Raw genomic sequence first — 25737 nt, forward strand, 5'->3', positions numbered from 1 at the left:
CTCAATCGATGATGTCGCCATGCAGCAAATGCTTGCCCACCGCGACGGTACTGACGAACCCCATCACCGCAATCAGCAGCGCGGCCTCGAAGAACAGATCGGACGCCAGCCAGATACCGAATAACACGATCAGCGCCAGGCCGTTTATGTACAGCGTATCCAGTGCCAATACCCGATCGGGCATTTCGGGCCCCTTGATCAGGCGAATGACATTGAGCAATGCCGCCACACCCAACAGGCCCATACAAAGCGGAATCACATAGGCTAGCATTCGAAAATCTCCAGCAGCGGCGCCTCGTAGCTGCTCTTCACATCAGCGACCAGCGCCTCGATATCGGGTGCGTCCAGCGCATGCAGAATCAATACTTTGTGGTCCTCACTAAGGCCGGCTGACACCGTGCCGGGAGTCAACGAGATGATGCTGGTCAACATTGCCAGCACGAATTCGTTCTCGATCGCCATCGGCACCTCGATGAATGCGGGCTGCAAGTTCTCCCTTGGCCCAAGTACCAGCTTGGCTACATGCATATTGGCAATAACGATGTCATAGAACACTTTCAGCATGAATAGGCAGAGCCTGAGGGGCTTGCGTACAGGCGGCACCTCGATCAGAAAACCTGAAATCAGAAGCGGAATCGCCCAGCCGAGGAAGAGACCCAGCAGGATATGACCCAATCCCAAGGTGTTGTTAAGCAAAAGCCATAGCGCGGTCAGCAACAATGTAAGAGCAGGATTCGGCAACAGGCGGGACTTCTTCATGCACCAGCTCCCTGAATAATCTGCAGATATGGCCCAAGGTCGAACAGCTGGGCAGCTGTGGCCTGGACGTAGGCCTGGATCGGTTGCGCGGCAATAACCAGCAGCACACTACCCAGCAACAGCCCGAAGGTTGCAAGCATGCGCAGCGAATCGGCTGGCACGGCCACGACTGCCGCCTCGCTCGATCTCCAGAAAATCAGACTTCCAGCGCGGCTCAGCGCTATCACCATACCCAACCCACCGATCAGCACTACCGACCAGAGCAGCGAGGCACCGCTACCGGGTGAGACCGCCTGCAGCAGCATCACCTTGCCCAAAAAACCGGAAAACGGTGGCAATCCCGCGACTGAAATCGCGCCGGCAAAAAATAGCGCACCCAGCATAAGAGGCTGCCTCAATGCTGGCGCCGAAGCCAGATCCGACGCCATCTCGCCCCGCTGACGAGCAATCAAATCCGCCAGCAAGAACAGACCGCCTGTCACCAGCGTGCTGTGCAGCAGGTAATAAAGCGCAGCGCTCAGCCCCTGCTCAGTGCCCAGTGCGACACCGGCCAGCAGCGTTCCCACCGAAACCACAACCAGATAAGACAGGAGAATCTGCAGGTTGCGCGCAGCCAGAGCGCCCAGCACGCCGGCGGCGAGCGTGAGCATTGATAATGGCCACAGCCAATCGAGCACCATGTTGCTCAAGGTGCCCGCCTCGCTGCCGTAGATGAGCGTAAACACTCGGACGATCGCATAGAGACCGAGCTTGGTCATGATCGCAAACAGCGCCGCAACCGGTGCCGTCGCTGAGGCATAAGCACGCGGAAGCCAAAAGTACAGCGGCAGGATTGCGCCCTTGAGGGCGAACACCACCAGCAGCAGATAACCCGCCGCCGCTAGAAGCGGCGCATCGGCAGGGTCAGCTGCCCCAACTCGGATGGCCAGGTCGGCCATGTTCAGCGTCCCGGTGAGCCCATAAAGCATGCTTACGCCCACCAGGAACAGCGCAGAACCCAGCAGATTCAGCACCACATAGTGGATGCCAGCTTGTACGCGCTTGGCACCGTTGCCGTGCAGCAACAACGCATAGGATGAAATCAGCAGGATTTCAAAGAACACGAACAGGTTGAACAGATCCCCGGTCAGAAACGCACCGTTGATCCCGGCCAATTGAAACTGAAACAGCGCGTGGAAATTCGGCCCGCGCTCATCATCACCGCGCGACGCGTAAAGCACTGCGAAGCTGGCAAGTACCGCCGTCACCAGCAACATCAGCGCGCTCAGACGGTCGAGCAGCAATATGATGCCGAACGGCGGCAGCCAATCTCCCAGTTGGTAAACGAACAGAGTGCCAGTGTTTGCCTGTAGCAGCAGCCATAGGGCCAGCGGCACCAGCAGCCAAGTCGCCAACAATGACACCAGACGTTTGAAGGGCAACGCCTGCTTATGGGTCAGCAGCAACAAACTACCGACGAACAGCGGAAGCAAGATCGGGAGGATCAACGCATGATTCATTCGCGCGGCTCCCTGCCATCCACATGGTCGGTGCGCAACTCACCCAGGCCGCGCAGTGACAGCACCACAATGAATGCAGTCATGGCGAAGCCGATGACAATGGCGGTTAGCACCAGAGCCTGCGGAAGCGGATCACCGTACTCGGCGCTTCTGCCTATTACGGCCGGCACGCCCGTGGCAAGCCTACCCATGGAGAAAATGAACAGGTTCACCGCGTAAGAAATTAGCGTCAGCCCCATCACCACCGGGAATATCCGCGCGCGAAGCAGCAGGTAGACGCCGCTTGCCATCATGATCCCCAGCGTTATCGCCAGTACGGCTTCCATCAGAGCACCTCCTTGCACGTTTCATCCTGGCTGACGTGGCCAATGTTGGAGAGGATCAATAGCGTCGCGCCTACGACCGCCAGATACACACCCAGATCGAACAGCATGGCCGTAGCCAACTCGAACTCGCCGATCACTGGAAGATGGAAATGACCGAACGCCGAGGTCAGGAAGGGATGCCCGAACAGCCAGCTGCCCAGCCCGGTCAGCCCTGCGATCAGCACTCCCATCCCCGCGACGCCGTGATAGCTGAAGGGCTGCCGTTGCTGGGCCCAGGTAACCCCGTGCGAAATGTATTGCAGAATCAGCGCGACCGCGGTGATCAGGCCGGCAATGAAGCCGCCACCCGGCAGATTGTGTCCACGCAGGAAAATGAACACCGATATCAGCAAGGCCATCGGCAGCAGCGCACGCGACAGCACATCCAGAACCATCGGATGGCTATCGGTACTCCATAGTCGTCCTCTGTAGTCACGAAGCTGATGTGGCAGATGCAACCCATAGAGCAATCCATAGATTCCCACCGCCGCGATGGCCAGCACCGATATTTCGCCGAGCGTATCGAAACCGCGGAAGTCGACCAGAATCACATTGACCACGTTGGTTCCGCCGCCGCCGGAAACGCTGTTCTCCAGGAAGAACGAAGCGATGCTGTCGTAAGGACGTGTCAGCACAGCATAAGTGAGCAAGGCGATCATGGTGCCGAAGCTGCCGGCCAGAACCAGGTCACGGAAGCTGCGCAGACTGCTCGACTCGGCCGGCGTTCGGTCAGGCATGAAGAACAGCGCCAGGATCAGCAGAATGATGGTCACCACCTCGACCGAGAGCTGGGTCAATGCCAGATCGGGGGCTGAGTAGCGGGCGAACGCCAGCGACACCATCAAGCCGACAACGCTCAGCACCATCAACGCCACCAGACGCCGGCGGTGGAAAAATACCGTAAGCAGCGACGCCAGACAGAGAATCAGCATCCCCAATACCGTAATGACATCCAGCGGCGTGAGCGCAACCGGGCCAGTCAGAGCGGTCAACGGCGTCAGCGCGTATACCACCAGCAACAGCGTACTGAGCAGGACCAGCATCAGGTAGCGTTGCAACGAACCATTTTCCAAACGCCCCGTTATCCAGCGCGCGCCCCGCGCAATGTCACTGATAACACGCGTGAAAACCTGCAGCGAATCCACGCGGGGAAGCCCCTCGTACCAGGCGAACACCCACTTGCGCAGCGAATAGATGAGCACGCCACCGGCCAGTGCGACAAAACTCATCAGCAGCGGAAGGTTGAAGCCGTGCCAGATCGACAGGCTGTAATCGGGCACCGGTCCATTGAGGCTTCCGGCAACCGCAGCCGCCAGCAACGGCGCCACGGTATAAGCCGGCAGCATTCCGACCAGCAGGCACAGCAGCACCAGAATCTCCACCGGTATCTTCATATAGCGCGCCGGCTCGTGCGGCGGATATTTGGGTAGGTCGATCGGCTCGCCATTGAAGAAAACGTCATGCACGAAGCGCAGCGAATAAGCCACCGAAAAAGCACTTGCCAGGGTCGCCAGTGCCGGAATCGTCCAATAGAAGCTGCCCAGCAGATGCTGATCGAGGGTTTCGGCGAAAAACATTTCCTTGCTGAGGAATCCATTGAGCAAGGGCACCCCGGCCATGGCCAGCGAGGCGATCATCGCCAGCGCCGCCGTGTGCGGCATGTATTTCAGCATGCCGTTGATGCGCCGCATGTCGCGGGTCCCGGTTTCATGGTCGATGATGCCGGCAGCCATGAACAGCGACGCCTTGAAGGTGGCGTGGTTGATGATGTGGAAGATTGCCGCCACCGCACCCAGCCGCGAATCAAGCCCGAACAGCAAAGTGATCAACCCAAGGTGGCTGATGGTCGAGTAAGCCAACAAGCCTTTGAGGTCGTGCTGGAACAGCGCCATGACCGCGCCGATCAACAGAGTTGCCAGCCCGGTCAAGCTGACCAGATAGAACCACCACTCCGAATCCGAAAGTGCTGGATAAAGCCGCGCCAGCAGAAACACCCCAGCCTTGACCATGGTTGCCGAATGCAGAAAGGCCGAAACCGGTGTCGGTGCCGCCATTGCCTGCGGTAACCAGAAGTGAAACGGAAACTGTGCGGATTTGGTGAAAACCCCGAGCAGCACCAGGATCAGCGTCAGCGGATACAGCGCATGTGCCCGAATCAGGTCACCCGAAGCCAGCACAGTGGTCAGCTCATAGCTGCCAACGATATGACCGATCAGCAGAATGCCAGCCAGCAGCGCCAACCCGCCCCCGCCAGTCACCGCCAACGCCATACGCGCGCCCTGACGGGCTTCGGTCCGATGATTCCAGAAGCCGATCAGGAGAAACGACGAGAGGCTGGTCAGCTCCCAGAACATCAGCATCAGCAGCAGATTTTCAGCCAGCACCACGCCGAGCATCGCACCCATGAAAAGCAGGAAAAATCCATAAAAGCGCCCCATCGGCTCATGCTTGGATAGGTAATAACGCGCATAAAGGATGACCAGCAGACCAATGCCTAGAATCAGCAACGCAAACAAGAAGCCGAGTCCGTCGAGCCTCAGGCTCAGGTTCAACCCGAGTTCTGGCAGCCAGGGCATCATCTGTACGTCTATTTCGCCACCAAAGACAGCGGCACGTTTGGAGAACAAAAGAACCAGAGCCGCTAACGGAGCCAACCCAGCACCGAACGCACAGGCGGATCTACCAAAACGTTCGAACAGTAGCGGTAGGCAAATCCCTAAAAATGGCAGAGCGATTATCAGCGCAAGCGCCATGAGCAAAAACCCCTTAAGCCGCGCATGCGCGCGGCAGTTATATTCCCTGTCACGGATCTAAGCCCGAAGAGACATGGCGGTGTGGGCCGATTATCCATACCGGTCGAAGCAACGTCATGGACTCAAGTATTTCGAAAAACAAAAGGCGCAGCCCAACCACCGTACCAGACGATGCTCAGTTTGAGCCTGATCTTCCACGCAACGCGCGTCGTTTCAGGCGGGCATGCTTATAGCAAAATCGAGGTGCGCGGCAACAGCGCACCGTTCGCCTACTGCAGATTTTGTTTACTTCACGGTGCGATACGACTCGTACCATTGACCGTCATGATGCGTACGCGCTGACCGACACGAAAGACCTGGTTGGGCTCAACTTCCTGTACATAGGCGCGCATGTTCCCGTCGTCCTCCCGCACAGTAATTTCAACCCCTTGTGCCCGGGTGATGCCCTCCTCCGCCGCGGCGCCAAGCATGCCGCCGGCCACCGCGCCGATCACCGCTGCAACCGCACTGCCACGGCCACCGCCGACGCCACTACCGGCGATACCGCCCACTACGGCACCCGCACCGCTACCGATAGGCGTTTTGGTGCCCTCGAGCTTGACTGGACGTAATGATTCGATAGTTCCGTAACGGACGGTCTGAACCGTTCGTGCTTCGTCGCGGGAATAGGAATCCCCGGTGAGATTCGATGTACAGCCACCGATGGTCAGCGCTATGGCGGTAAATGAAGCAACAAAAATGGAGTTGCGCATGAAGTACTCTCCTGGAAACGGGTTGGCATTCCCGACCGCATCGCCCAGGAGCCTGCGACGAACAGGCACTTGGCAGCGGTCTCGACCTTGCTCAGCATTCTGAATTAAGACCTTACTTTACCCGAGGCGATCCCGCCCCGCATGTAAGCTGCTGTTCAAGCTGTTTCACGAGACTATTCATGGACTACTTCATCATCACCGTTGTCACCCTCGCCGGACTGGTTTTTCATGCCTGGCTGTTTGTGCGCTTCAGGCGCTGGGCGGACCGGGACTTGGCGTTATCCCTGGCGGGAAATGATCCAAAAAAGAGAGAGTGGGCATTGCAGCGGCTCGCAGCAGCGAAGGGCGCTGGTGTGAAAAGGAAGGATTTGCAGAGTTGGCTGGAGCGAGAATTGGGGCGCTACGACGCCAAATGACTGATGGTGGAGCCGGCTATACCGGCCTCCGCCATGTGGACGCAGTCATGCTCGAATGTAACAGCGGTCAGGGCGCCAGACGCTCGCGCTGCCAGTTATTGGAGACGCACCGATAGTTGAGACGATCATGCAGACGGCTGGGACGCCCCTGCCAGAATTCCATCCGCTCCGGCAGCAAACGGTAACCTCCCCAATGAGGGGGGCAATGAGGCGCCTGATCGAGAAAACGTTGCTCGGTCTCGGCGAGCAGCCGCTCGAGCTCGGCCCGATCACGAATCGCTCGACTTTGCGGTGAAGCCCAGGCTCCCAAGCGGCTCCCCAGCGGCCGCACCTGGTAATAGGCGTCGGACTCGGCAGCACTAACTTTCTCGACCCGCCCCTCGATTCGCACCTGACGTTCCAGGCTAGGCCAGAAGAACGTCATTGCAGCAAACGGACGAGCCGCCAGCTGCTCGGCCTTGGCACTTTCGTAGTTGGTAAAGAAGGTAAAGCCTTGATCATCCAGCGCCTTGAGCAAGAGCACACGGCAATGCGGGCGACCTTCGGCATCGACCGTAGCCAGCGTCATGGCGTTCGGCTCGACTGGCAACTGCTCCGTCTGCACCGCGTCAGCGAACCACTGGCGAAAGAGTGCAAAAGGCTCGTCCGGCGCGTTCGCTTCGCTGAGCCCTTCGCGCGTGTAGTCGCGTCGCATGTCGGCCAAGGTCTGGGTCATCTCGGAATCCTGGAAACAGTCGAAGCCAAAAGTTTATCGATTTGCTATTGGGTCCCGCTTGATTCAACACAACAAGGCCAAACAAGAATTGGCTTAGCGGCTTGGTTATTTAGCCTTGGTCACCTCGGCAACCGCAACCTGGGTCTCTTTGGTGGGCGCCTCACTGTACTGGGCAACCAACGACAGCAATGTCGGCTGAGGTGCCAGCACCATTTCGACTCGACGATTCAGAGCACGGCCTTCCTCGTTCTCGTTGGACGCGCGCGGCATATCCGAGCCCAGCCCTCGAATGCGCAGACGGTCGTGCTTCAAGCCGCTGAGACGAAAGATCGCCGCAACGGCACCGGCACGCTGGCGGCTGATGTCGCGATTGATTTCCAGCGATCCAGTGCTGTCGGCATGACCAAGCACGATAACGGCGGTTTTCTCGTCACCTTCGACCAGTTTCGCCACGCGGCTGAGCGGGCCAAGTGTCACAGGCAGCAACATGCCAGGGCGGTCAGGATTGAACGATGCATCGACCGGCGCAGTGACCACCAGCACACCCTCACGCCGCTCGAGCTCGAAGCGACTGTCCTTCAATGCATCGCGTAGCCGCGGCTCGTAGCCGTCCAGCCAGGCATGATCGATAACAGTCTCCGGCACAACGACCGTCTCTTTTGGTTTCTCGCTGTTGGAGCTACAGCCACCAATGACCATGCAGAGAATGAAGAAGGCGCTTTTCGGCAAGTTCATGAGCCAGGTTCCGTGAGGTGGGTTGGCGAAACAGGTTGCGTGTGAATCTACGCGTAGCTTAAGCAAGGATTTGTCTTAAATTGTGGACGCAGGTCATTGTTATGAAAAGCTCTGCCATAGCGAACAGACGAGCGGTTCAACTCAGGCAAGCGTTCACGGTACTAGCCAGCGTCTGCGCACGTGGGTCCATCAAGACATAGGGACCTAGCGTATTGGTGACATAGCCGAACGCCAAGTCGCGCTGCGGGTCGGCGAAACCGATGCAGCCACCCGCACCCGGATGGCCAAAGGCGCCGGGCCCCGCACCGAACGTTGCGCTCTCCACATCCGGCTGATCCAGCCAGCAACCCAAGCCGAAACGAGTACGACTCAGCAGCGTACGGTCTTCACCGAGACAATGCTCACGGGTCATCTCGGTCAACAACTCATAATCGAGCAGCTCACCTCGCAGCAATCCGTCATAAAAGCCGGCCAGCGCCCGAGCATTGCCGTGTCCATTAGCTGCGGGCTGAACCATTCGGCGCCACTCCGGCTTGTTAGCACTGTTCATAATCGATGGCGGATTGGTGAACGCGCGAGCGGTGAGCGACTGCGGATCGCCCGTCAACGCCTTGAGCATGCGCTGAGCTGCCGCATCGCCGAAATTGTTCTTTTGCCTGGTCAAGTAGCCGACCCGGTCGAATTCGGCGTCGGCCAGCCCCAGATGGAAATCCAGCTCCAAAGATCGGGCAGTACGCGCGACGATCGCTTCGCCCGGCTCACGGCCGTCGGCGCGGCGGATCAGCTCGCCGAGCAGCCAGCCGTAGGTAATCGCGGCATATCCATGCCCGTCACCTGGCGTCCACCATGGGCTCTCGGCCGCCAAAGCGGTGATCATCGCCTCCCAGTCGTACAACGCTTCTGGGGGCAACGGCTGTCGGATAGCAGGCAGCCCGGCTTGATGGCTAAGCAGCTGCCGCAAGGTGATGGCCTGCTTGCCATTGGCGGCGAACTCCGGCCAGACACCTGCGACAGGTTCGTCCAGCTGCAGCTTGCCTTCGCCTACCAGTTGCAGGGCGGCGACCGCAGTAAAGGTCTTGGTGCACGAAAAAAGATTGACCAGGGTGTCGCTTTGCCAGGCTTGCTCACCGGCATTGTCGGCTACGCCGGCCCAGAGATCGACAACGGTTTCGCCGCCAACCTTCACACAGACCGCCGCTCCGCGCTGTTGGGTCTGCTCGAACAGATCGCTGAACGCGTCTTTGACGGCCTCGAAACGAAGATCGAAATATCCTTGAACCTGCACGTTCGCGCCCCTTGGTTATTAAGTATCCAGCGCATTGTTCCAGCCGCGCCGACGCAAGAAAACAGACTCGACGTCGATTACCGAACCATCAGCCGTTTGAATAAGCCCCCATGCGGCGTACCGGATCGCCGCGAAAAGCGTTAGCTAATTTCTCTTCGAAACGGGGGCAACGCATTGAGAATGGCCTTGCCGTAGCGTTGAGTGACGACCCGACGGTCAAGCAGAGTAATCGTGCCGCGGTCCTCTTCGGTTCGCAGCAATCGGCCACAGGCCTGGACCAGGCGTAATGACGCATCGGGCACGGCGATTTCCATGAACGGATTGCCGCCCCGCGCCTCGATCCATTCGGCAAGCGCAGCTTCTACCGGATCATCGGGAACCGCAAACGGGATCTTGGCGATCACCACGTGCTCGCAATAGGCACCCGGCAGATCGACGCCTTCGGCAAAGCTTGCCAGCCCGAACAGCACGCTTTTCTCACCGTCATCCACACGCGCCTTGTGCTTGTTCAGCGTTTCCTGCTTGGACAAATTCCCCTGGATCAGTACCCGACGGCGCCAGTCACGGTCCAGTCCGTCGAATACGTCCTGCATCTGCTTGCGTGACGAGAACAACACCAACGTCCCGCGCGAGGCCTCCACCTGCGCCGGAAGGTCACGTACGATCGCGGCCGTATGCGCGGTCGCGTCACGAGGGTCGGCATTGAGGTTGGGAACGCGCAGCACGCCGGCATCGGCATGATGAAACGGGCTCGGCACCACCGCAGTCACTGCGCATCGCGGCAGCCCGGCACGCATGCGGTATCGATCGAAACTGTTCAGTGCAGTGAGGGTTGCCGAGGTCACCAGCGCGCCGTAGCAGACATTCCACAGATTACGCCGCAGCGTCTCGGCGGCCAGGATCGGGCTGGCGTTGACCTCGATATCGAATAGCGCGCCGCCTTCAGCCAGGGTCAGCCAACGTGCCATTGGCGGGCTGTCTTCCGGGTCGTCGACGGTAAATGCCGTCCATAGCTCCCAGTTGCCCTGAGCGCGGGTCAACAGGCTGCCGAACAACGGGTACCACTCTTCGGCCTGATGGCTGGCGATGCCGACACCCGCCTCGCCATCCATCGCTTCCTTCAGCAGCTCGGTCAATCGCGTGAACAGATCGTTGAGCTTGGCGAAGCCTTTTTTCAGCTCAATGCCCAGTTCGATCAGGTGTTCGGGCACCACGCCGCCGACAAAACGGTGTCTTGGCCGTTCGCGCCCTTCCATGTCCTCGCCTGCCTTGAAATCTGCCAATTGCTCGCAGGCGCTGAACATGAATTGCTGCTGACTGCGCAGGTCTCGGGCGATCTCTGGCACCGCCTCGATCAACCGACCCAGATCACCCGGTAGCGGATGCTGGGCGAGCAATTTGGTCAGGTTCTTTTCGATCTGCGCGAGCCAGTCGGCGGTGGAGCGCAGACGGGTAAAGTGTGCGAAATGGCCGATGGCCTTGTCTGGCAGATGATGACCTTCATCGAAGACATAAAGCGTGTCACGCGGGTCCGGCAGCACCGCACCGCCACCCAGCGCCAAGTCGGCGAGCACCATGTCGTGGTTAGTAACGATGACGTCGACCTTGGTCATGCCTTCCCGCGCCTTGTAGAACGCGCACTGCTGGAAATTGGGGCAGTGACGACCGGTGCACTGGCTGTGGTCTGTGGTCAAGCGCGCCCAGTCCGGATCGGCCAGCTCTTCCGGCCAGCTGTCGCGATCGCCGTCCCAGCGATTGCCGGCCAGCTTCTCGATCATGCTGCCGAATAGCTTCTCGCTGCGCTCATCCACGTCGATGCGAAAGCCTTCTTCCTCGAAGAGCTGAGCGGTAGCGCTCTGCGCCTGGCCTTCCTGAAGCAGGACGTCGAGCTTGGACAAACACAGATAACGGCCTCGCCCCTTGGCGAGCGCGAACGAGAAACTCAAACCACTGTTGCGCAGCAGGTCCGGTAGATCCTTGTTTACGATTTGCTCCTGCAACGCGACGGTAGCGGTCGCGATCACCAGACGCTTGCCCGCTGCCTTCGCCGTCGGAATGGTCGCCAGACTGTAGGCAACCGTCTTGCCGGTACCCGTTCCAGCCTCGACCGCGACGACCGCAGGCTCACCGTCCCGGCGACCCTCGTCATCAACCTTGATCGCGCCCAGAACCTTCGCCACTTCGGCAATCATCAGGCGCTGGCCGTAGCGGGACTTGAGGCCTTTGGCTTCGAGGAATCGCGAGTAGGCGCCCTGGATCTGGGACTTGAGTTCGGTGCTGAGCATGGGCGCGTGGGCTGTATATATTTTCAGTATTCCGGAGAGGTGGCTATGATAGCGCGCGTTTCTTCAATCGCCACCGGAGATTTACCGTGACCGCCTTCGCCCTGCCCTATTCGCTACACGTTCTGGCCGCCATGATCTGGGTCGGCGGTATGTTTTTCGCTTGGATGATAGTGCGCCCTGCCGCTGTCTCCGAACTGCAGGCTCCCGAGCGGTTGAAGTTGTGGGCCGAAGTATTTCGCCGCTTCTTCAAATGGGTCTGGGTCACGGTACTGATATTGCCGATCAGCGGTATCGGCATGTGGCACATGCGCTTCGACGGGCTGGCGGCGGCACCCCGCTATGTACACATCATGGCTGGAGTGTTTCTGGTGATGCTGGCGCTGTTCCTGCGTATCCAGTTGCTGCAGCTGCCTGAACTCAAGCGCGCGATCACCGCCCAGAACTGGCCGGAAGGCGGCGCGGCGCTCGGACGGATCCGCCGGCTGGTAGGTATCAATCTATTGCTGGGACTGCTGGTTATCTTGCTGGCCAGCGCTCGTCCACTGTTCTGAATCAGACGAATCGACTCGACGACATGAAAAAGCCGGGCGCAGTGCCCGGCTTTGTCATTTCAGCCACACCTTAAGGGCGAGCTTCTACTTCCGCCTCTACACGACGGTTGATGGCCCGTCCTTCATCCGTCGAGTTGTCGGCAACCGGACGAGACTCTCCATAACCCACTGCGTCGACTCGACTACCATCCAGACCATGCTGATTGACCAGCACGTCGCGCACAGCGTTGGCACGGCGCTCGGACAGACGCTGGTTGTACGCATCGGTACCAACCGAGTCGGTATGCCCCTCGACGACGGTCGAAGTCTGGCCATACTGCTTCATGAAGTCAGCCAGATCCTTGATGTCGGCCATGCTGTCCTGCTTGACTTGCGCACGGTCGAAGTCGAACTTGACGTCCAGCTCGACACGCACGGGCTCGGCCATGGGCTCTGGTTCAGGCTCGGCAACCGGCGTTGGCTCGACGGTCTCGACCACGGCGACCGTCTCCTGTTCGGTACCGTTGGCCCAGCAGTACGCCGCAGCCACACCGCCACCGATCAAGGCACCGTACCCGGCGTAAGTGCTGCTTTCTATCGCACCCAACGCTGCACCGGTGACACCGCCGACCGCCGCACAGCTAGGCCAATCCTGCTTTTGCACCCCTGCACAGCCGGCCAGGAAGGTGGTCATTACAATCACGGGTACTGCTGTCCGTAAGCTACTCATCGGTAAAACCTCCTAGTTTGGAATCGGCCAGAGCGCCATGCGGGATGGCAAAGCGGCTCCAGTTATAACGAGACTAGGACGGCGCACGCCGTCGCGCTAGTCTTTACACCTTGGCAAAACATACGAACCGCAATCTGCAGCGTGCAGTACGTAACTTCGAGGATCCCGGCTTGATCGCATCCGGCTCACTACAATCGCCGCAACAGGCACTGGCTGCACTGCTTGAGCAGTACGTGCCGATGCGGCTCCTGCAGGTTGGCCGTAGCGCCATGCCAGCAGTCGATGCGTTCAGCCACAGCCATCTGAACAGCCACATCGACCACGCCCCGACCGCTCCGCTGCCCGACGAACTGGCGAGCCAACGTTATGATCTGGCGATCGTCGCCGATTGCCTCGAACATCTGCCCAAGCACGAAGGTCTGCAACTGCTCGGTGGCATCCGCAATCTCAACGCCAACCGAATCGCGGTTCTGATCGACCTCAATGCATGCGACTGGCAGGCCACCGACTTCTTTGCCCTCGCTCTGCAGATCAGCGCGCACTTCGAACGTGACCGCCAGACCCTGACCCTCTTCACCTACGACCTGCTTGCTTACAAGCAGGTTCCGGATTGGCTGAACGCGAAGTTTTGGGCCAATCCCCAGATGTTCGGTAAATATTGGTGGTGAATCGATGATCAGCGAAACACAACATGACGCCAATTGCCCTTGCGGCAGCGGCGACTCGCTCAGCGAGTGCTGCGGGCGATACCACGGCGGCCAGCCGGCGCCGAGTGCGGAACGGCTGATGCGTTCACGCTATAGCGCCTACGTCTTAGGGCTCGTCGATTATCTCAAGGCCACGACGCTGCCCGTGCAGCAGCAGTCGCTAGACGTGCAATCGATGAGAGACTGGAGCGCCACGAGCACCTGGCTCGGGCTGGAAGTGGAAGATAGCCAACTCATTGGTGGACAGCCGGAACACGCGCTGGTGACGTTCACCGCTCGCTGGCACGATCCGGCGGGACAGCATGCGCAGCATGAACGTTCGGCTTTCGTTCAGCACGACGGGAAATGGTATTTCATCGATCCGACCGTCCAGCTGAAAGCCGGTCGCAACGATCCCTGCCCTTGCCGCAGCGGCCAAAAATTCAAGAAGTGCTGCGCTGCCTATATATGAAAAAAGGCCGGCAAACGCATCGCGCCAGCCGGCCTTCTTTCACGATTTCACCGAGCGCTTACTTCTCGACGAAAGCACGCTCGATCAGATAATGCCCTGGGTCGCCCATGCGCGGCGAAGCCTTGAGGCCGAAGCTGTTCAGCACCTCGCTGGTTTCAGTCAGCATACTCGGGCTTCCGCAGATCATGGCGCGATCATCTTCGGGATTGATTGGAGGCAGACCAATGTCGGTGAACAACTTGCCGCTGCGCATCAGGTCGGTCAGGCGTCCCTGATTTTCGAACGGCTCGCGCGTCACGGTCGGATAGTAGATCAGCTTTTCTTTCAGCGCTTCGCCGAAGAATTCGTTCTGCGGGAGGTGCTCCGTGATGAATTCCCGGTAAGCGACTTCGTTCACGTAGCGCACGCCGTGAATCAGCACGACCTTTTCGAAACGCTCATAGGTCTCCGGATCCTGAATTACGCTCATGAATGGCGCCAAACCGGTACCCGTGCTCAGCAAATAGAGATATTTGCCTGGCAGCAGGTCGTCCAGGACGAGCGTGCCGGTAGGCTTACGGCTGATCATCAGCGAGTCGCCTTCCTTGAGGTGCTGCAGGCGCGACGTCAGGGGGCCATCCGGAACCTTGATGCTGAAAAATTCTAGATGCTCTTCGTAATTCGGGCTGGCGATGCTGTAGGCGCGCATCAGCGGTCGGCCCTCGACTTCGAGACCGATCATCACGAACTGGCCATTTTCAAAGCGCAGCCCTGGATTACGGGTGGTTTTGAAACTGAACAGCGTGTCGTTCCAATGATGAACACTGAGGACTCGCTCGACGTTCAGGTTACTCATGTTACGGATTCCCCTTCTAGCTCGCGAAGAGCACGCTTTGATATTTACGAGAGTTTACCGGCATCGTTAATATCCGCTAAGTGAATATTAACGATATATGTTATCGGTTATATAGATATGCATTTTACGCTGCGTCAGCTTCAGGTATTTGTTTCCATCGCCCGCCAGGAAAGCGTTTCCCGCGCGGCGCAAAGTCTTGCGCTGTCCCAATCGGCTACCAGTACTTCGCTGGCCGAACTGGAGCGGCAATCGGGCTGCCAGTTGTTCGACCGCGCCGGCAAGCGCCTGTGGCTCAATTCACTAGGTCATCAGCTGCTGCCGCAAGCGGTGAGCCTGCTGGATCAGGCCAAGGCCATTGAGGACCTGCTGGCCGGCAAGACTGGCTTCGGCTCACTCAACGTCGGCGCAACCCTGACGATTGGCAACTATCTCGCCACCTTGCTGATTGGCAGTTTCATGCAGCGTCACCCCGAGTGCCGAGTGAAGCTGCATGTGCAAAATACGGCGCATATTGTCCATCAGGTCGCACAACATGAACTTGACCTGGGTCTGATCGAAGGCGATTGCCAGCACGCCGATATCGAAGTGTTGCCTTGGGTAGAAGATGAGCTGGTGGTCTTCTGCGCACCGCAACATGTCCTGGCGGGGCGCACCGAAGTAAGCATGGAAGAGCTTTCGCGTGAGGCCTGGATCCTTCGTGAACAGGGTTCCGGCACTCGGCGGACATTCGATCACGCGATGCGCCATCATCCCGCCAAACTGAATATCCGGCTCGAACTGGAACATACCGAAGCGATCAAGCGCGCCGTCGAATCGGGTTTGGGGATCGGCTGCATATCACGGTTGGCACTGCGCGACGCGTTTCGGCGCGGCAGTCTGGTTGCGGTGGAAACACCCGAACTGGATTTGACTCGGCAGTTTTATTTCATCTGGCATTCGCTGAAATACCAGACCGCAGCGATGCGCGAATTTATTGAGCAATGCCGGGCGCTGACGGCAGGGGTACGGCGCAGCGATGAAATCGTCCTACCATCGATCGCCTGATCGTAAATCGTCTCGGTTTACGGGCCGCGCGCCCTTCGGCGAACCGTGACTCAGCCTTCAGCCGCCTGGAATCGAACCCATCTGCTGTAGCAACAACGCCGCTTGTGTCCGGGTACGAACGCCGAGCTTGCGGAAGATTGCGGTGACATGCGCCTTGATGGTCGCCTCGGACACGCTCAGCTCGTAGGCGATTTGCTTGTTCAGCAGGCCGTCACAAACCATGGTCAGTACCCGGAACTGCTGAGGCGTGAGGCTGGCGAGGCCCTCACTGGCCGCCTTGGCCTCTGGGCTGACGTGGGCAACGTCTTGAATATTGCTGGGCCACCAGACGTCGCCGTCCAGCACCATTCGCACCGCTTCTTGAATGGTTTCCAGCGAACTGGATTTGGGAATGAAGCCACTGGCGCCGAACTCGCGCGAACGGGCGACTACTGCCGCGTCTTCCTGAGCGGAAATCATCACTACCGGTAGCTGAGGATACTGCCCTCTGAGCAGCACCAATCCTGAAAAGCCATAAGCGCCCGGCATATTCAGATCCAGCAGGACCAAATCCCAATCTACGGTCCGGGTCAGTTGAGCTTCCAGCTCGGCAATGCTCGCCGCTTCGGACAAATGCACGCCGTCGCCCAGACCAAGCGTCAAGGCTTGCTGGAGCGCACTGCGGAATAGAGGATGATCGTCAGCGATAAGGATTTCGTAAGCAGCCATGGCAGACCTATGATTTTTTTATTGGCGCTTTCACCGGCCTGAGCCGGATGCCGACTTCAGGTCGAAGAACCCGAGGCGTTCCTGATGGACCGCGGTGATGATATCGCGCCACCACTCGAAATTCGATCACCGTTCCGCATTTAATCAGGGGCCCAGCCTAGTGGGCCGATGAATCTGTGGCCAATCGCATCGCTTTGATGCACAGTTCGCAGGTTTCTCCAGACGAACTCAAACATGCGTAACCAAGCCCTTCGCGCTGATTTCCTGATGCTCATTACGGCCATGATCTGGGGCAGCGCTTTCGTCGCACAGCGGGTCGGAATGGATAACATCGGCCCCTTCCTTTTTACTGGCCTGCGCTTCGCCCTGGGCGCCATCGTTCTCTTGCCTCTGCTACTGCATCAGGGCCGTGGAGCTGCTCGGCACGAGCCTTTCTTTCAGCGCAGCCTGCTGTTGGGCGGCCTCTGCATGGGGCTTGCGCTAACACTGGGCATCAATCTGCAACAGGTCGGCCTGCTCTTCACCAGCGTGACCAATTCCGGCTTCATCACCGGTCTGTACGTCATCGTCGTACCGCTGCTGGGGCTGATCATCGGCCAGCGAACCGGGACAGGCACTTGGTTAGGTGCGATTCTGGCCGTGATCGGCATGGCCCTGCTCAGCATCGGCGACAACTTCCAGGTCGCCTCCGGTGACTGGATTCAACTGGCCGGGGCCTTCGTATGGGGCGTGCACGTTTTGCTAGTGAGTTTCTTCGTCAGTCGCCACGACGCCATCCGCCTGGCCTTTCTGCAATTCGCCACCTGTGCAGTGGTCAGCCTGGCGCTGGCGGCAATCTTCGAGGAAGCCAGTCTGAACAGCATCTGGCTGGCGGCACCCGCTTTGATCTATGGCGGTCTATTTGCAGTGGGTGTTGGTTACACCTTGCAAGTAGTGGCGCAGAAGCACGCAATTGCCTCGCATGCGGCCATCATTCTGTCGCTCGAAGCGGTATTCGCCGCGATCGCCGGCGCGGTGTTTCTCGATGAAAGCCTCAGTATGCGCGGCTATTTCGGTTGCGCGCTGATGTTCGTCGGCATGCTCGCCGCGCAGCTTTGGCCGCGCAAGACGCTACCGATGGCTGCCGATAGCGACATTCCGCAAACAGCCCGGCACTGATCGCGGCGACCCGGTCAGCACCGCCTGAACGCCGCCAATGCCCGATGTGTGGCGTCGTCCGGATCAGGCTTACGGTGGTGCTTGGCGCCCAGGTAATGATCGGTGAACACATCCAGCCAGGCATCCAGCGCACCAGCGGCCTGATCGTCCCCCGCCAGGTCCAAGCACAACGCGGCGACTTCAGCAGTGCAAAAATGCTCGCTACGCGTCGAGCGACGCAAACGATAGCGTGACACCGCCTCGGCCTGCAGGCTCAGCACGGGCAGGCCGCTCAGATAAGGACTCTTGCGAAACATCTTGCGTGCTTCGGTCCAGGTCGCATCGAGCAGGATGAACAGCGGGCGCTTGCCTGAGGACACTTCCACTTCTGAAACCACCCGCTCGGGCTCGGCATACTCGCCGGGAAACACCACAATCGGCTGATACCGGGAATCGGCGAGCAGCGCCAGTAGCGCTGGATCCACCCCGACCCGCTGCCAAGTGAAGGCGTAGGTATTGGCAACGATATCGGCAATCAGCCAGCCGGTATTGCTCGGCTTCAGCGGCTCGATGTCATGCATGACCAGGCACACCGCACTGTTCGCCGCCACCTGCGGAAGCCAGTCGCATAAGCAATGACTAGTGGCGACCCGACAACGTGGGCAGCGCGATGTACGCGATCCGCGTGCGATAAATGGCTTGGCGCTACGGGCCAGGCGCGCTTCACGCAAACGGGCTACAGCATGTGGCATGGGAAATTCGAACAGTCTGAGCGGGGCGGCAGTTTAGCAGCCTGACCGGAAACCATGGCAGCCGCTGAACCGTGCCGACGTGCACCGGTCGAACGACGGCAGTCACCTGGAGATCACCATGCACCGTCTGACCATTTTATTCACGCTCAGCCTCGCCCTACCCTTCGCTCACACCGCCTCGGCACAGGATCAGGCACTCGGCCCGTTACTCGAGAAAGTTGCGAGCGAAAGCAGCGTCGGAACACCGCGGGCAATCAACTCCGACCTCCTCGACGAAGGGTACAGCGTCGACGGTAATGAGCTGGTCAACCATTTGAGCGTCCAGCCCCGCCATGCCGCGCAGATGCGCGACAATCCCAAGCAGGTCCGCACGCAGCTGGCTGCGAGTGTTTGCAGCAATGATGGCCTACGTCAGCTGATGGACCAGGGCGCGGTGTTGCGCTTCGAATTCAGCGAATACGAAAACAAGAAGCCGATAACAACCGAAAGGTACCGTGCTAGCGATTGCTGAAAATCCCTAATTGCTGAAAGCCCCTCAAAAGGGCAGCTGCGTGCCTGCCCTGCCGCCTGGCAAAAGAATCGTGCTCGCTTGCCCGTTACTGATATGTCTTTATTCGATTGAACAAGGCGGTTCGCAGCACCAAGCAAGCACGCGGCTGATATCTCGATCTCCGCGATGGGCCACCGTTAACTTCAAAAGGCATAGAGCATTGCCCGATCTTGGTCTGTTCCAAAGATTACTGGCAAGCTTAAGCACACCGCGCGAACCCCTCGCGCAAGGCGGCCCAGAGCAACGCCGCAGGTTCCAATGCAGGGAGACGTAGTATGCCTTTTGAACCAGACAACGACTTATCACGACATTTCGCGGCCAGCGGTGCCGAGCTGTCGAAAAGGGTTGATGACTTGGTGGCTTTGGTTGTACCGACGGACAGCCCGAACCTTCCCCTTTACCGCGAAATGCTGATCACCATCATGCGCCTGGCGCAAGCGGATCGAAGCCGTTGGAATGCCAAGATAATGCTGCAGACCATGCGCGAAATGGAGCATGCCTTCAGCCGACTCGAACCGTTCAAGCGGCGCCGCAAGGTCACGGTGTTCGGCTCGGCACGTACGCCCGTCGAGCATCCGCTGTATGCGCTGGCACGCGAACTGGGTGAAACCTTGGCACGCTACGACCTGATGGTCATTACCGGGGCCGGCGGTGGCATCATGGCGGCCGCCCATGAGGGCGCCGGCACGGACAACAGCCTCGGACTGAATATCACCCTACCCTTCGAGCAACGCGCCAACCCCACGGTGGACGGTACTGAGCATTTGCTGTCCTTCCACTTCTTTTTCGTGCGCAAGCTGTTCTTCATCAAGGAAGCCGATGCATTGGTCCTGTGTCCCGGAGGATTCGGCACGCTGGATGAAGCATTGGAAGTGCTGACGCTGATACAGACGGGAAAGAGCCCATTGGTGCCTGTCGTTCTGTTGGACGAGCCCGGCGGCTCCTTCTGGAAGGACGCGCTGGACTTCATGCGCCGCCAACTTGAAGGCAATCGCTACATACTGCCCACCGACATGCGCCTGATGCGGCTGGTTGATAACGCCGAAGACGCTGCCGTAGAAATTGATAAGTTCTACAGCAACTTCCATTCGAGCCGCTGGTGGAAAGACCGCTTCGTCATGCGCTTGAACCACCAGCTGACCGACGCCGCACTGGACGTTCTGAACACGGAATTCGTAGATCTTTGCCTGAAGGGTTGCTTCGACCAGCAGCCATGCTGCGCGATGGAACTGGATGAGCCGGAGTTGCGACAGCTGCCGCGGCTGAGCTTCGTATTCAATGGCCGCGACCACGGTCGTCTACGCGAGCTGACCGACTTCATCAATGAGCGGCAGAACTGGGCAGTTTCGCCGGATTAAACGACTGAACCACGGATAGACTGCCATCCGCCACCCACGCCCGGACACATGATACGAGAGGATTCAGCGCCCGCGCCTCAGCTATCGAGCGATCCGCGCTTTAACAGCTGGCCGATCATGTCCAGAGGGTAACCGCGGTAACTGAGGAATCGGCCCTGCCGAGCGCGTTCCCGCTGATCGCTCGGCAGCTCGCCGGCGAATTTGCGCATCCAGACCTCATGTAACTGCGCACTCCAATCGAAGCCGCTGTCACGCAACGCCTGCTCGATATCGTCACGGGCCAGCCCTCGCTGGGACAGCTCCTCACGAATACGCAAGGGGCCGTACCCCGCGTTTGCACGCATACGGACGAAGCTTTCCAGATAGCGTGCTTCGCTGAGTAACCCCTCCTCGCTCAACCGATCCAGCGCCGGCTCGATGAGTTCGGGCAGCGCGCCGCGCGTGCGCAGCTTGCGGCTGAGCTCGATGCGCCCATGTTCGCGACGGGCCAGAAGATCCATGGCTGCCCGCCGCACGGCGGCGGGACTATCGAGCACAACCGGCATACGGATCAGAGATCGGCTTCGGCCAGATCTTCAGCCACCGGGTTGGCTTTGGTGTTCGGTGCGACCACCAACAATTTGTCGCGGATCTGTTGCTCGATCTCGCGGCCAATTTCCGGATTTTCTTCCAGGTATTTAGCGGCGTTAGCCTTACCCTGACCGATCTTGTTGCCTTTGTAGGCGTACCAGGCACCGGACTTTTCAACCAAGCCCTGCTGCACACCGAGGTCGATGACTTCGCCGTTGCGGTAAATGCCCTTGCCATAGAGGATCTGGAACTCGGCCTGGCGGAACGGCGGCGCCACCTTGTTCTTAACGACCTTGACGCGCGTTTCGCTGCCAACCACCTCGTCGCCTTCCTTCACTGCACCGGTACGACGAATATCCAGGCGTACCGAGGCGTAAAACTTCAGCGCGTTACCACCAGTAGTCGTTTCTGGGCTACCGAACATCACACCGATCTTCATTCGGATCTGGTTGATGAAGATGACCAGGCAGTTGGCGTTCTTGATGTTGCCCGTGATCTTGCGCAGCGCTTGAGACATCAGACGCGCCTGCAGGCCTACGTGGGTATCGCCCATTTCGCCTTCGATTTCCGCCTTGGGTACCAGCGCCGCCACCGAGTCGACGATGATCACGTCGACGGCATTGGAACGCACCAGCATGTCGGTGATTTCCAGCGCCTGCTCGCCGGTGTCCGGCTGAGAGACCAACAAGTCATCGACATTGACACCGAGCTTGCCGGCGTAATCGGGATCCAATGCATGTTCGGCATCGACGAAGGCGCAGGTAGCACCCGCCTTCTGCGCCTCGGCAATCACCGACAGCGTCATGGTGGTCTTGCCCGAGGACTCGGGACCATAGATCTCGACGATACGGCCTTTCGGCAGACCGCCAATGCCCAGTGCGATATCCAGGCCCAGCGAGCCGGTAGAGATAGAAGGAATAGCCTGGCGATCGTGATCGCCCATACGCATGACCGCACCTTTACCGAACTGCTTTTCGATCTGGCCCAAGGCGGCGGCCAAGGCGCGCTTCTTGTTCTCGTCCATTACAATCCTCACTTGATCAAGAGGGCCAGAGGCCACGACAACTGTATAAGTAGACAGTATTAGAGCATAGGCAAAATAAAGCGCCTAGCCCTAAACCGATTTTTCTCCCGCCGCGAGCCGGATTAATCCGACGAGCGCGGCGTCCACGCTCTGCTCACGTACGGCCTGCCGGTCGCCGTCGAACTGGAAGCGCTTGGCAACGATCTGGTCACCTGCCGCCCAAGCCAGCCACACGGTGCCAACCGGTTTCTCCGGCGAACCACCACCTGGGCCCGCAATACCGCTAACGGCGACGCCGTAATGCGCTCCGCTGGCGCGCAGTGCACCACGCACCATCGCTTCTACAACCTCCTGACTGACTGCACCGACCTGGGCGAACAGATCAGCTGGCACTCCCAGCTGACGTGTCTTTTGCACGTTGGAGTAGGTGACGAAACCCGCCTCGAACCAGGACGAGCTGCCAGCGATGCGGGTAATGGCTTCGGCGATGCCGCCGCCTGTACAGGATTCGGCAGTAGTGACCTGTGCACTGGCAAGCTGCAGCGCGCGGCCCAGTTCGGCGGCGAGTGCTTCGGTCGGGTTCATCGCGATGTCCTCAGAGCAACGAAAGACTACAGCCTACCTCAGCCAAAGGCGCTGTACAGCCGGTCTTCCGTTGGCCCATTGGAATCAGCACGCATTCCAAAGCTGTCCTTGGACAATAGAAAACAGCCCCGCCGAAGCGGGGCTGATCATCTTCAAGCGGAAGCCTTTCAGACCGTCGGAATGTCTGGATCGTCCTCGAACAACTCGACGTCCTCGTCGGTCAGCTCGCCATTGTCCGGATCCGACATGGGTGCGTCGTCGATGCCGGCGCCTTCCGGGTCGCCGGGTAGCTGCGCAGACGAATCGGGATTGTTAGGGTCGCTTTGGTCTTGCATCATTCACCTCCAACGAGGCCGCCTGTGGCCTACTGTCATTCGAGCGGCACAGAGATGGATCGTGCAGACCGCCAGTCAGGATCAGGCCGACGTCCCCCGTCGACATTCGCTTCCGACCGCGCGTTAGCCCGGACTGATGGCCGTGATAACCTTGCGTCCCCCAAAAGGACGAGCGGCGAACTTCGAACCATTCGGCGCGAATACAACCCGACTGCCTGACCTCAATCTTGCCCCACCGCAAACACTCGAACAGCTCTAATTCATTGATGAAAAAAGATATTCAGGATCTTTCCAAACATACGCCCATGATGCAGCAATATTGGAAGCTCAAGCGCGAGCATCCAGATCAGCTGATGTTCTACCGCATGGGCGACTTCTATGAGCTGTTCTACGAGGACGCCAAGAAGGCTGCCAAACTACTGGATATCACTCTCACCGCGCGTGGCCAGTCGGGCGGTAATGCCATCCCCATGGCCGGGATTCCCTTTCATTCTGCCGAGGGCTATCTCAGCCGCCTGGTGAAGCTTGGCGAGTCAGTGGTGATCTGTGAGCAAATAGGCGATCCGGCCACCAGCAAGGGACCGGTGGAGCGCCAGGTGGTTCGCATCGTTACCCCTGGCACGGTGAGCGACGAGGCGCTGCTCGATGAACATCGCGACAACCTGCTGGCCGCGGTGGTCGGCGATGAGAGGTTGTTCGGACTCTCGGTGCTGGACATCACCAGTGGTCGCTTCACGGTGCAGGAATTCGGCGGCTGGGAAACCCTGCTAGCCGAAGTGGAGCGGTTGAATCCCGCCGAACTGATGATCCCCGATGACTGGCCCGCAGGCCTGCCGTTGGAAAGACGCCGTGGCGTGCGCCGTCGCGCGCCTTGGGATTTCGACCGCGACAGCGCCTTCAAGGGCCTCTGCCAGCAGTTCACGACCCAGGACCTGAAAGGCTTCGGCTGCGAGAAGCTGACCCTGGCCATCGGTGCCGCCGGCTGCCTGCTGACCTATGCCAAGGAGACCCAGCGCACCGCCCTACACCATCTGCGCAGCCTGCGTCATGAACGCCTCGACGACAGCGTGGTACTGGACGGCGCCACCCGACGCAACCTGGAGCTGGACATCAACCTTGGCGGCGGGCGCGACAACACCCTGCAATCGGTGGTCGACCGCTGCCAGACCGCCATGGGTTCGCGCCTGCTGAGCCGCTGGCTGAACCGCCCGCTGCGCGATCGCCACGTGCTGGAAGCGCGCCAGGACTCGATCACCTGCCTGCTAGAACACTACCGCTTCGAGCAGGTCCAGCCGCAGCTCAAGGAAATCGGCGACCTGGAACGCATCCTTGCCCGGATTGGTCTGCGCAACGCTCGCCCGCGTGACCTGGCCCGCCTGCGCGATGCGCTTGCCGCCCTGCCGCAACTGCAGGCGGGCATGCAGGAGCTGGTGGCGCCGCACCTGATCGAACTGGCCGCGAGCATCCGCACCTACCCTGAACTGGCTGAGCTGTTGGCCCGCGCCATCATCGACAACCCGCCTGCGGTGATACGCGAAGGCGGCGTGCTCAAGACCGGCTACGATGCGGAGCTGGACGAATTACAGTCGCTCTCCGAGAACGCCGGCCAGTACCTGATGGACCTGGAGACGCGCGAGAAGGCACGCACCGGGCTGGCCAACCTCAAGGTCGGCTACAACCGCGTCCACGGCTATTTCATCGAGCTGCCGAGCAAGCAGGCCGAATCCGCCCCCGCCGACTACATCCGCAGGCAAACGCTCAAGGGCGCCGAGCGCTTTATCACGCCAGAACTCAAGGAGTTCGAGGACAAGGCATTGTCGGCCAAGAGCCGTGCCCTGGCCCGCGAAAAGCTGCTCTATGAGGAATTGCTGGAACTGCTGATCGGCCATCTGGCGCCGCTGCAGGACTCCGCCGCCGCGCTGGCCGAGCTGGACGTGCTGAGCAACCTCGCCGAACGCGCGCTGACCCTCGATCTGAACCGTCCACGCTTCGTCGAACAGCCCTGCATGCGCATCGAGCAGGGCCGTCATCCGGTAGTCGAGCAGGTGCTGCAGACGCCCTTCGTCGCCAACGACCTGGGACTCGACGACGACACCCGCATGCTGGTGATCACCGGGCCGAACATGGGCGGTAAATCCACCTACATGCGCCAGACGGCGCTGATCGTGTTGCTGGCGCAAATCGGCAGCTTCGTCCCGGCCAAGGCCTGCGAGCTGTCGCTGGTGGACCGCATATTCACCCGTATCGGCTCTTCCGATGACCTGGCCGGCGGTCGCTCCACTTTTATGGTGGAGATGAGCGAAACCGCCAACATCCTGCATAACGCCAGCGACCGCAGCTTGGTATTGATGGATGAAGTCGGCCGTGGCACCAGCACCTTCGACGGCCTGTCGCTGGCCTGGGCCGCTGCCGAACACCTGGCCAAGCTTCGCGCCTTCACGCTGTTCGCCACTCACTATTTCGAGCTGACCGTGCTGCCGGAAAGCGAACCGGTGGTGGCCAACGTGCATCTGTCAGCCACCGAGCACAACGAGCGCATCGTCTTCCTGCATCACGTACTGCCCGGCCCAGCCAGCCAAAGCTACGGCCTAGCAGTGGCGCAGCTGGCCGGCGTGCCGGGCGAAGTGATCCAGCGCGCCCGCGACCATCTGTCGCGCCTGGAAACCACCAGCCTGCCCCACGAAATGCCGAAAATAGAGCCCGGCCAGCCCGCGCCGCCGCTGCAGAACGATCTGTTTGCCAGCCTGCCGCACCCGGTCATCGAGGCGCTGGGCAAGGTTCAGCCCGATGACCTGACCCCGCGTCAGGCGCTGGAGCTGCTATACAAGCTGAAAACGCAAATCTGACGGGCCGCAAA

Annotated in this window: 27 protein-coding genes; 9 read left to right on the forward strand and 18 right to left on the reverse strand. The window is 59.7% G+C overall.

Going from position 1 to position 25737, the window contains the following annotated elements; all coding sequences use genetic code 11:
* Position 1 precedes the first annotated feature (1 nt).
* The 6 genes from NA645_RS05245 to NA645_RS05270 form a co-directional block, all read right to left on the reverse strand.
* Positions 2-271, reverse strand: coding sequence for a K+/H+ antiporter subunit F (locus tag NA645_RS05245; protein ID WP_256047864.1), 270 nt, complete (start codon positions 269-271; stop codon positions 2-4).
* Complete coding sequence (locus NA645_RS05250; RefSeq protein ID WP_256047865.1) at positions 265-759, reverse strand: Na+/H+ antiporter subunit E; 495 nt, start codon at positions 757-759, stop codon at positions 265-267. Before NA645_RS05250 ends, NA645_RS05245 begins: the two co-directional genes overlap by 7 nt.
* The gene (locus NA645_RS05255) at positions 756-2258 is read right to left on the reverse strand and encodes a monovalent cation/H+ antiporter subunit D (protein ID WP_256047866.1); all 1503 of its coding nucleotides are present in this window, start codon (positions 2256-2258) and stop codon (positions 756-758) included. Before NA645_RS05255 ends, NA645_RS05250 begins: the two co-directional genes overlap by 4 nt.
* The gene (locus NA645_RS05260; RefSeq protein ID WP_256047867.1) at positions 2255-2584 is read right to left on the reverse strand and encodes a Na+/H+ antiporter subunit C; all 330 of its coding nucleotides are present in this window, start codon (positions 2582-2584) and stop codon (positions 2255-2257) included. Before NA645_RS05260 ends, NA645_RS05255 begins: the two co-directional genes overlap by 4 nt.
* Positions 2584-5376, reverse strand: a complete 2793-nt coding sequence (locus NA645_RS05265; protein WP_256047868.1) for a monovalent cation/H+ antiporter subunit A — start codon at positions 5374-5376, stop codon at positions 2584-2586. Before NA645_RS05265 ends, NA645_RS05260 begins: the two co-directional genes overlap by 1 nt.
* Before the next feature lie 290 nt (positions 5377-5666).
* Complete coding sequence (locus NA645_RS05270; protein ID WP_131648232.1) at positions 5667-6128, reverse strand: glycine zipper domain-containing protein; 462 nt, start codon at positions 6126-6128, stop codon at positions 5667-5669.
* Positions 6129-6307: 179 nt separating this feature from the next.
* Between NA645_RS05270 and NA645_RS05275 the strand changes: the two genes are divergently transcribed.
* Positions 6308-6544, forward strand: coding sequence for a hypothetical protein (locus NA645_RS05275; protein WP_256047869.1), 237 nt, complete (start codon positions 6308-6310; stop codon positions 6542-6544).
* 67 nt (positions 6545-6611) lie between these two features.
* Here NA645_RS05275 and pdxH read toward each other — a convergent pair whose 3' ends face one another.
* From pdxH to dinG, 4 genes are all read right to left on the reverse strand, one after another.
* The gene (gene pdxH / locus NA645_RS05280; RefSeq protein ID WP_256047870.1) at positions 6612-7259 is read right to left on the reverse strand and encodes a pyridoxamine 5'-phosphate oxidase; all 648 of its coding nucleotides are present in this window, start codon (positions 7257-7259) and stop codon (positions 6612-6614) included.
* A gap of 105 nt (positions 7260-7364) precedes the next feature.
* A complete protein-coding gene (locus NA645_RS05285) occupies positions 7365-7994 on the reverse strand; it encodes an OmpA family protein (RefSeq protein ID WP_256047871.1) in 630 nt (209 codons plus the stop codon).
* A gap of 136 nt (positions 7995-8130) precedes the next feature.
* Positions 8131-9279: a serine hydrolase domain-containing protein gene (locus NA645_RS05290; RefSeq protein WP_256047872.1), complete on the reverse strand. Its 1149-nt coding sequence runs from the start codon at positions 9277-9279 to the stop codon at positions 8131-8133.
* Between the two features lie 140 nt (positions 9280-9419).
* Positions 9420-11564, reverse strand: coding sequence for an ATP-dependent DNA helicase DinG (gene dinG, locus NA645_RS05295; protein ID WP_256047873.1), 2145 nt, complete (start codon positions 11562-11564; stop codon positions 9420-9422).
* Between the two features lie 86 nt (positions 11565-11650).
* Between dinG and NA645_RS05300 the strand changes: the two genes are divergently transcribed.
* The gene (locus tag NA645_RS05300; protein ID WP_256047874.1) at positions 11651-12115 is read left to right on the forward strand and encodes a CopD family protein; all 465 of its coding nucleotides are present in this window, start codon (positions 11651-11653) and stop codon (positions 12113-12115) included.
* A gap of 70 nt (positions 12116-12185) precedes the next feature.
* On the opposite strand, the gene NA645_RS20120 is transcribed toward NA645_RS05300, so the two are convergent.
* A complete protein-coding gene (locus NA645_RS20120; RefSeq protein WP_131648225.1) occupies positions 12186-12788 on the reverse strand; it encodes an OmpA family protein in 603 nt (200 codons plus the stop codon).
* 206 nt (positions 12789-12994) lie between these two features.
* Between NA645_RS20120 and NA645_RS05310 the strand changes: the two genes are divergently transcribed.
* Together NA645_RS05310 and NA645_RS05315 are read left to right on the forward strand one after the other, a co-directional pair.
* Positions 12995-13492, forward strand: a complete 498-nt coding sequence (locus tag NA645_RS05310; RefSeq protein ID WP_256047875.1) for a DUF6231 family protein — start codon at positions 12995-12997, stop codon at positions 13490-13492.
* A 4-nt stretch (positions 13493-13496) separates the two neighbouring features.
* Positions 13497-13982, forward strand: coding sequence for a YchJ family protein (locus tag NA645_RS05315; RefSeq protein WP_256047876.1), 486 nt, complete (start codon positions 13497-13499; stop codon positions 13980-13982).
* A 58-nt stretch (positions 13983-14040) separates the two neighbouring features.
* Here the strand turns inward: NA645_RS05315 and fpr are convergent, their stop codons facing one another.
* The gene (gene fpr / locus NA645_RS05320; protein WP_256047877.1) at positions 14041-14817 is read right to left on the reverse strand and encodes a ferredoxin-NADP reductase; all 777 of its coding nucleotides are present in this window, start codon (positions 14815-14817) and stop codon (positions 14041-14043) included.
* Between the two features lie 117 nt (positions 14818-14934).
* Here fpr and NA645_RS05325 point away from each other — a divergent pair, with 117 nt between their 5' ends.
* A complete protein-coding gene (locus NA645_RS05325) occupies positions 14935-15861 on the forward strand; it encodes a LysR family transcriptional regulator (protein ID WP_256047878.1) in 927 nt (308 codons plus the stop codon).
* A gap of 57 nt (positions 15862-15918) precedes the next feature.
* Here the strand turns inward: NA645_RS05325 and erdR are convergent, their stop codons facing one another.
* Positions 15919-16569, reverse strand: coding sequence for a response regulator transcription factor ErdR (gene erdR / locus NA645_RS05330; RefSeq protein WP_256047879.1), 651 nt, complete (start codon positions 16567-16569; stop codon positions 15919-15921).
* A gap of 234 nt (positions 16570-16803) precedes the next feature.
* Between erdR and NA645_RS05335 the strand changes: the two genes are divergently transcribed.
* Positions 16804-17727 carry a DMT family transporter gene (locus tag NA645_RS05335; RefSeq protein WP_256047880.1) on the forward strand — a complete coding sequence of 308 codons (924 nt, stop codon included), beginning with the start codon at positions 16804-16806 and terminating at the stop codon, positions 17725-17727.
* Between the two features lie 14 nt (positions 17728-17741).
* Here the strand turns inward: NA645_RS05335 and NA645_RS05340 are convergent, their stop codons facing one another.
* Entirely contained in the window at positions 17742-18458 is a 717-nt protein-coding gene (locus tag NA645_RS05340; protein ID WP_256047881.1) for a tRNA-uridine aminocarboxypropyltransferase, read from the reverse strand.
* A 118-nt stretch (positions 18459-18576) separates the two neighbouring features.
* Here NA645_RS05340 and NA645_RS05345 point away from each other — a divergent pair, with 118 nt between their 5' ends.
* Entirely contained in the window at positions 18577-18969 is a 393-nt protein-coding gene (locus tag NA645_RS05345; RefSeq protein ID WP_256047882.1) for a PA3611 family quorum-sensing-regulated virulence factor, read from the forward strand.
* A gap of 314 nt (positions 18970-19283) precedes the next feature.
* Complete coding sequence (locus tag NA645_RS05350; protein WP_256047883.1) at positions 19284-20366, forward strand: LOG family protein; 1083 nt, start codon at positions 19284-19286, stop codon at positions 20364-20366.
* A gap of 77 nt (positions 20367-20443) precedes the next feature.
* Here the strand turns inward: NA645_RS05350 and recX are convergent, their stop codons facing one another.
* The 4 genes from recX to NA645_RS05370 form a co-directional block, all read right to left on the reverse strand.
* The gene (recX, locus tag NA645_RS05355) at positions 20444-20911 is read right to left on the reverse strand and encodes a recombination regulator RecX (RefSeq protein WP_256047884.1); all 468 of its coding nucleotides are present in this window, start codon (positions 20909-20911) and stop codon (positions 20444-20446) included.
* A 5-nt stretch (positions 20912-20916) separates the two neighbouring features.
* The gene (gene recA, locus NA645_RS05360) at positions 20917-21960 is read right to left on the reverse strand and encodes a recombinase RecA (protein ID WP_181102714.1); all 1044 of its coding nucleotides are present in this window, start codon (positions 21958-21960) and stop codon (positions 20917-20919) included.
* A 90-nt stretch (positions 21961-22050) separates the two neighbouring features.
* Entirely contained in the window at positions 22051-22545 is a 495-nt protein-coding gene (locus NA645_RS05365) for a CinA family protein (RefSeq protein ID WP_256047885.1), read from the reverse strand.
* Positions 22546-22712: 167 nt separating this feature from the next.
* A complete protein-coding gene (locus NA645_RS05370; RefSeq protein ID WP_256047886.1) occupies positions 22713-22880 on the reverse strand; it encodes a hypothetical protein in 168 nt (55 codons plus the stop codon).
* 266 nt (positions 22881-23146) lie between these two features.
* On the opposite strand from NA645_RS05370, the gene mutS reads away from it, so the two are divergent.
* Complete coding sequence (mutS, locus tag NA645_RS05375) at positions 23147-25726, forward strand: DNA mismatch repair protein MutS (RefSeq protein WP_272891984.1); 2580 nt, start codon at positions 23147-23149, stop codon at positions 25724-25726.
* Positions 25727-25737 lie beyond the last annotated feature (11 nt).

The sequence above is a fragment of the Stutzerimonas stutzeri genome (assembly GCF_024448955.1).
Taxonomy (GTDB): Bacteria; Pseudomonadota; Gammaproteobacteria; order Pseudomonadales; family Pseudomonadaceae; genus Stutzerimonas; species Stutzerimonas stutzeri_AQ.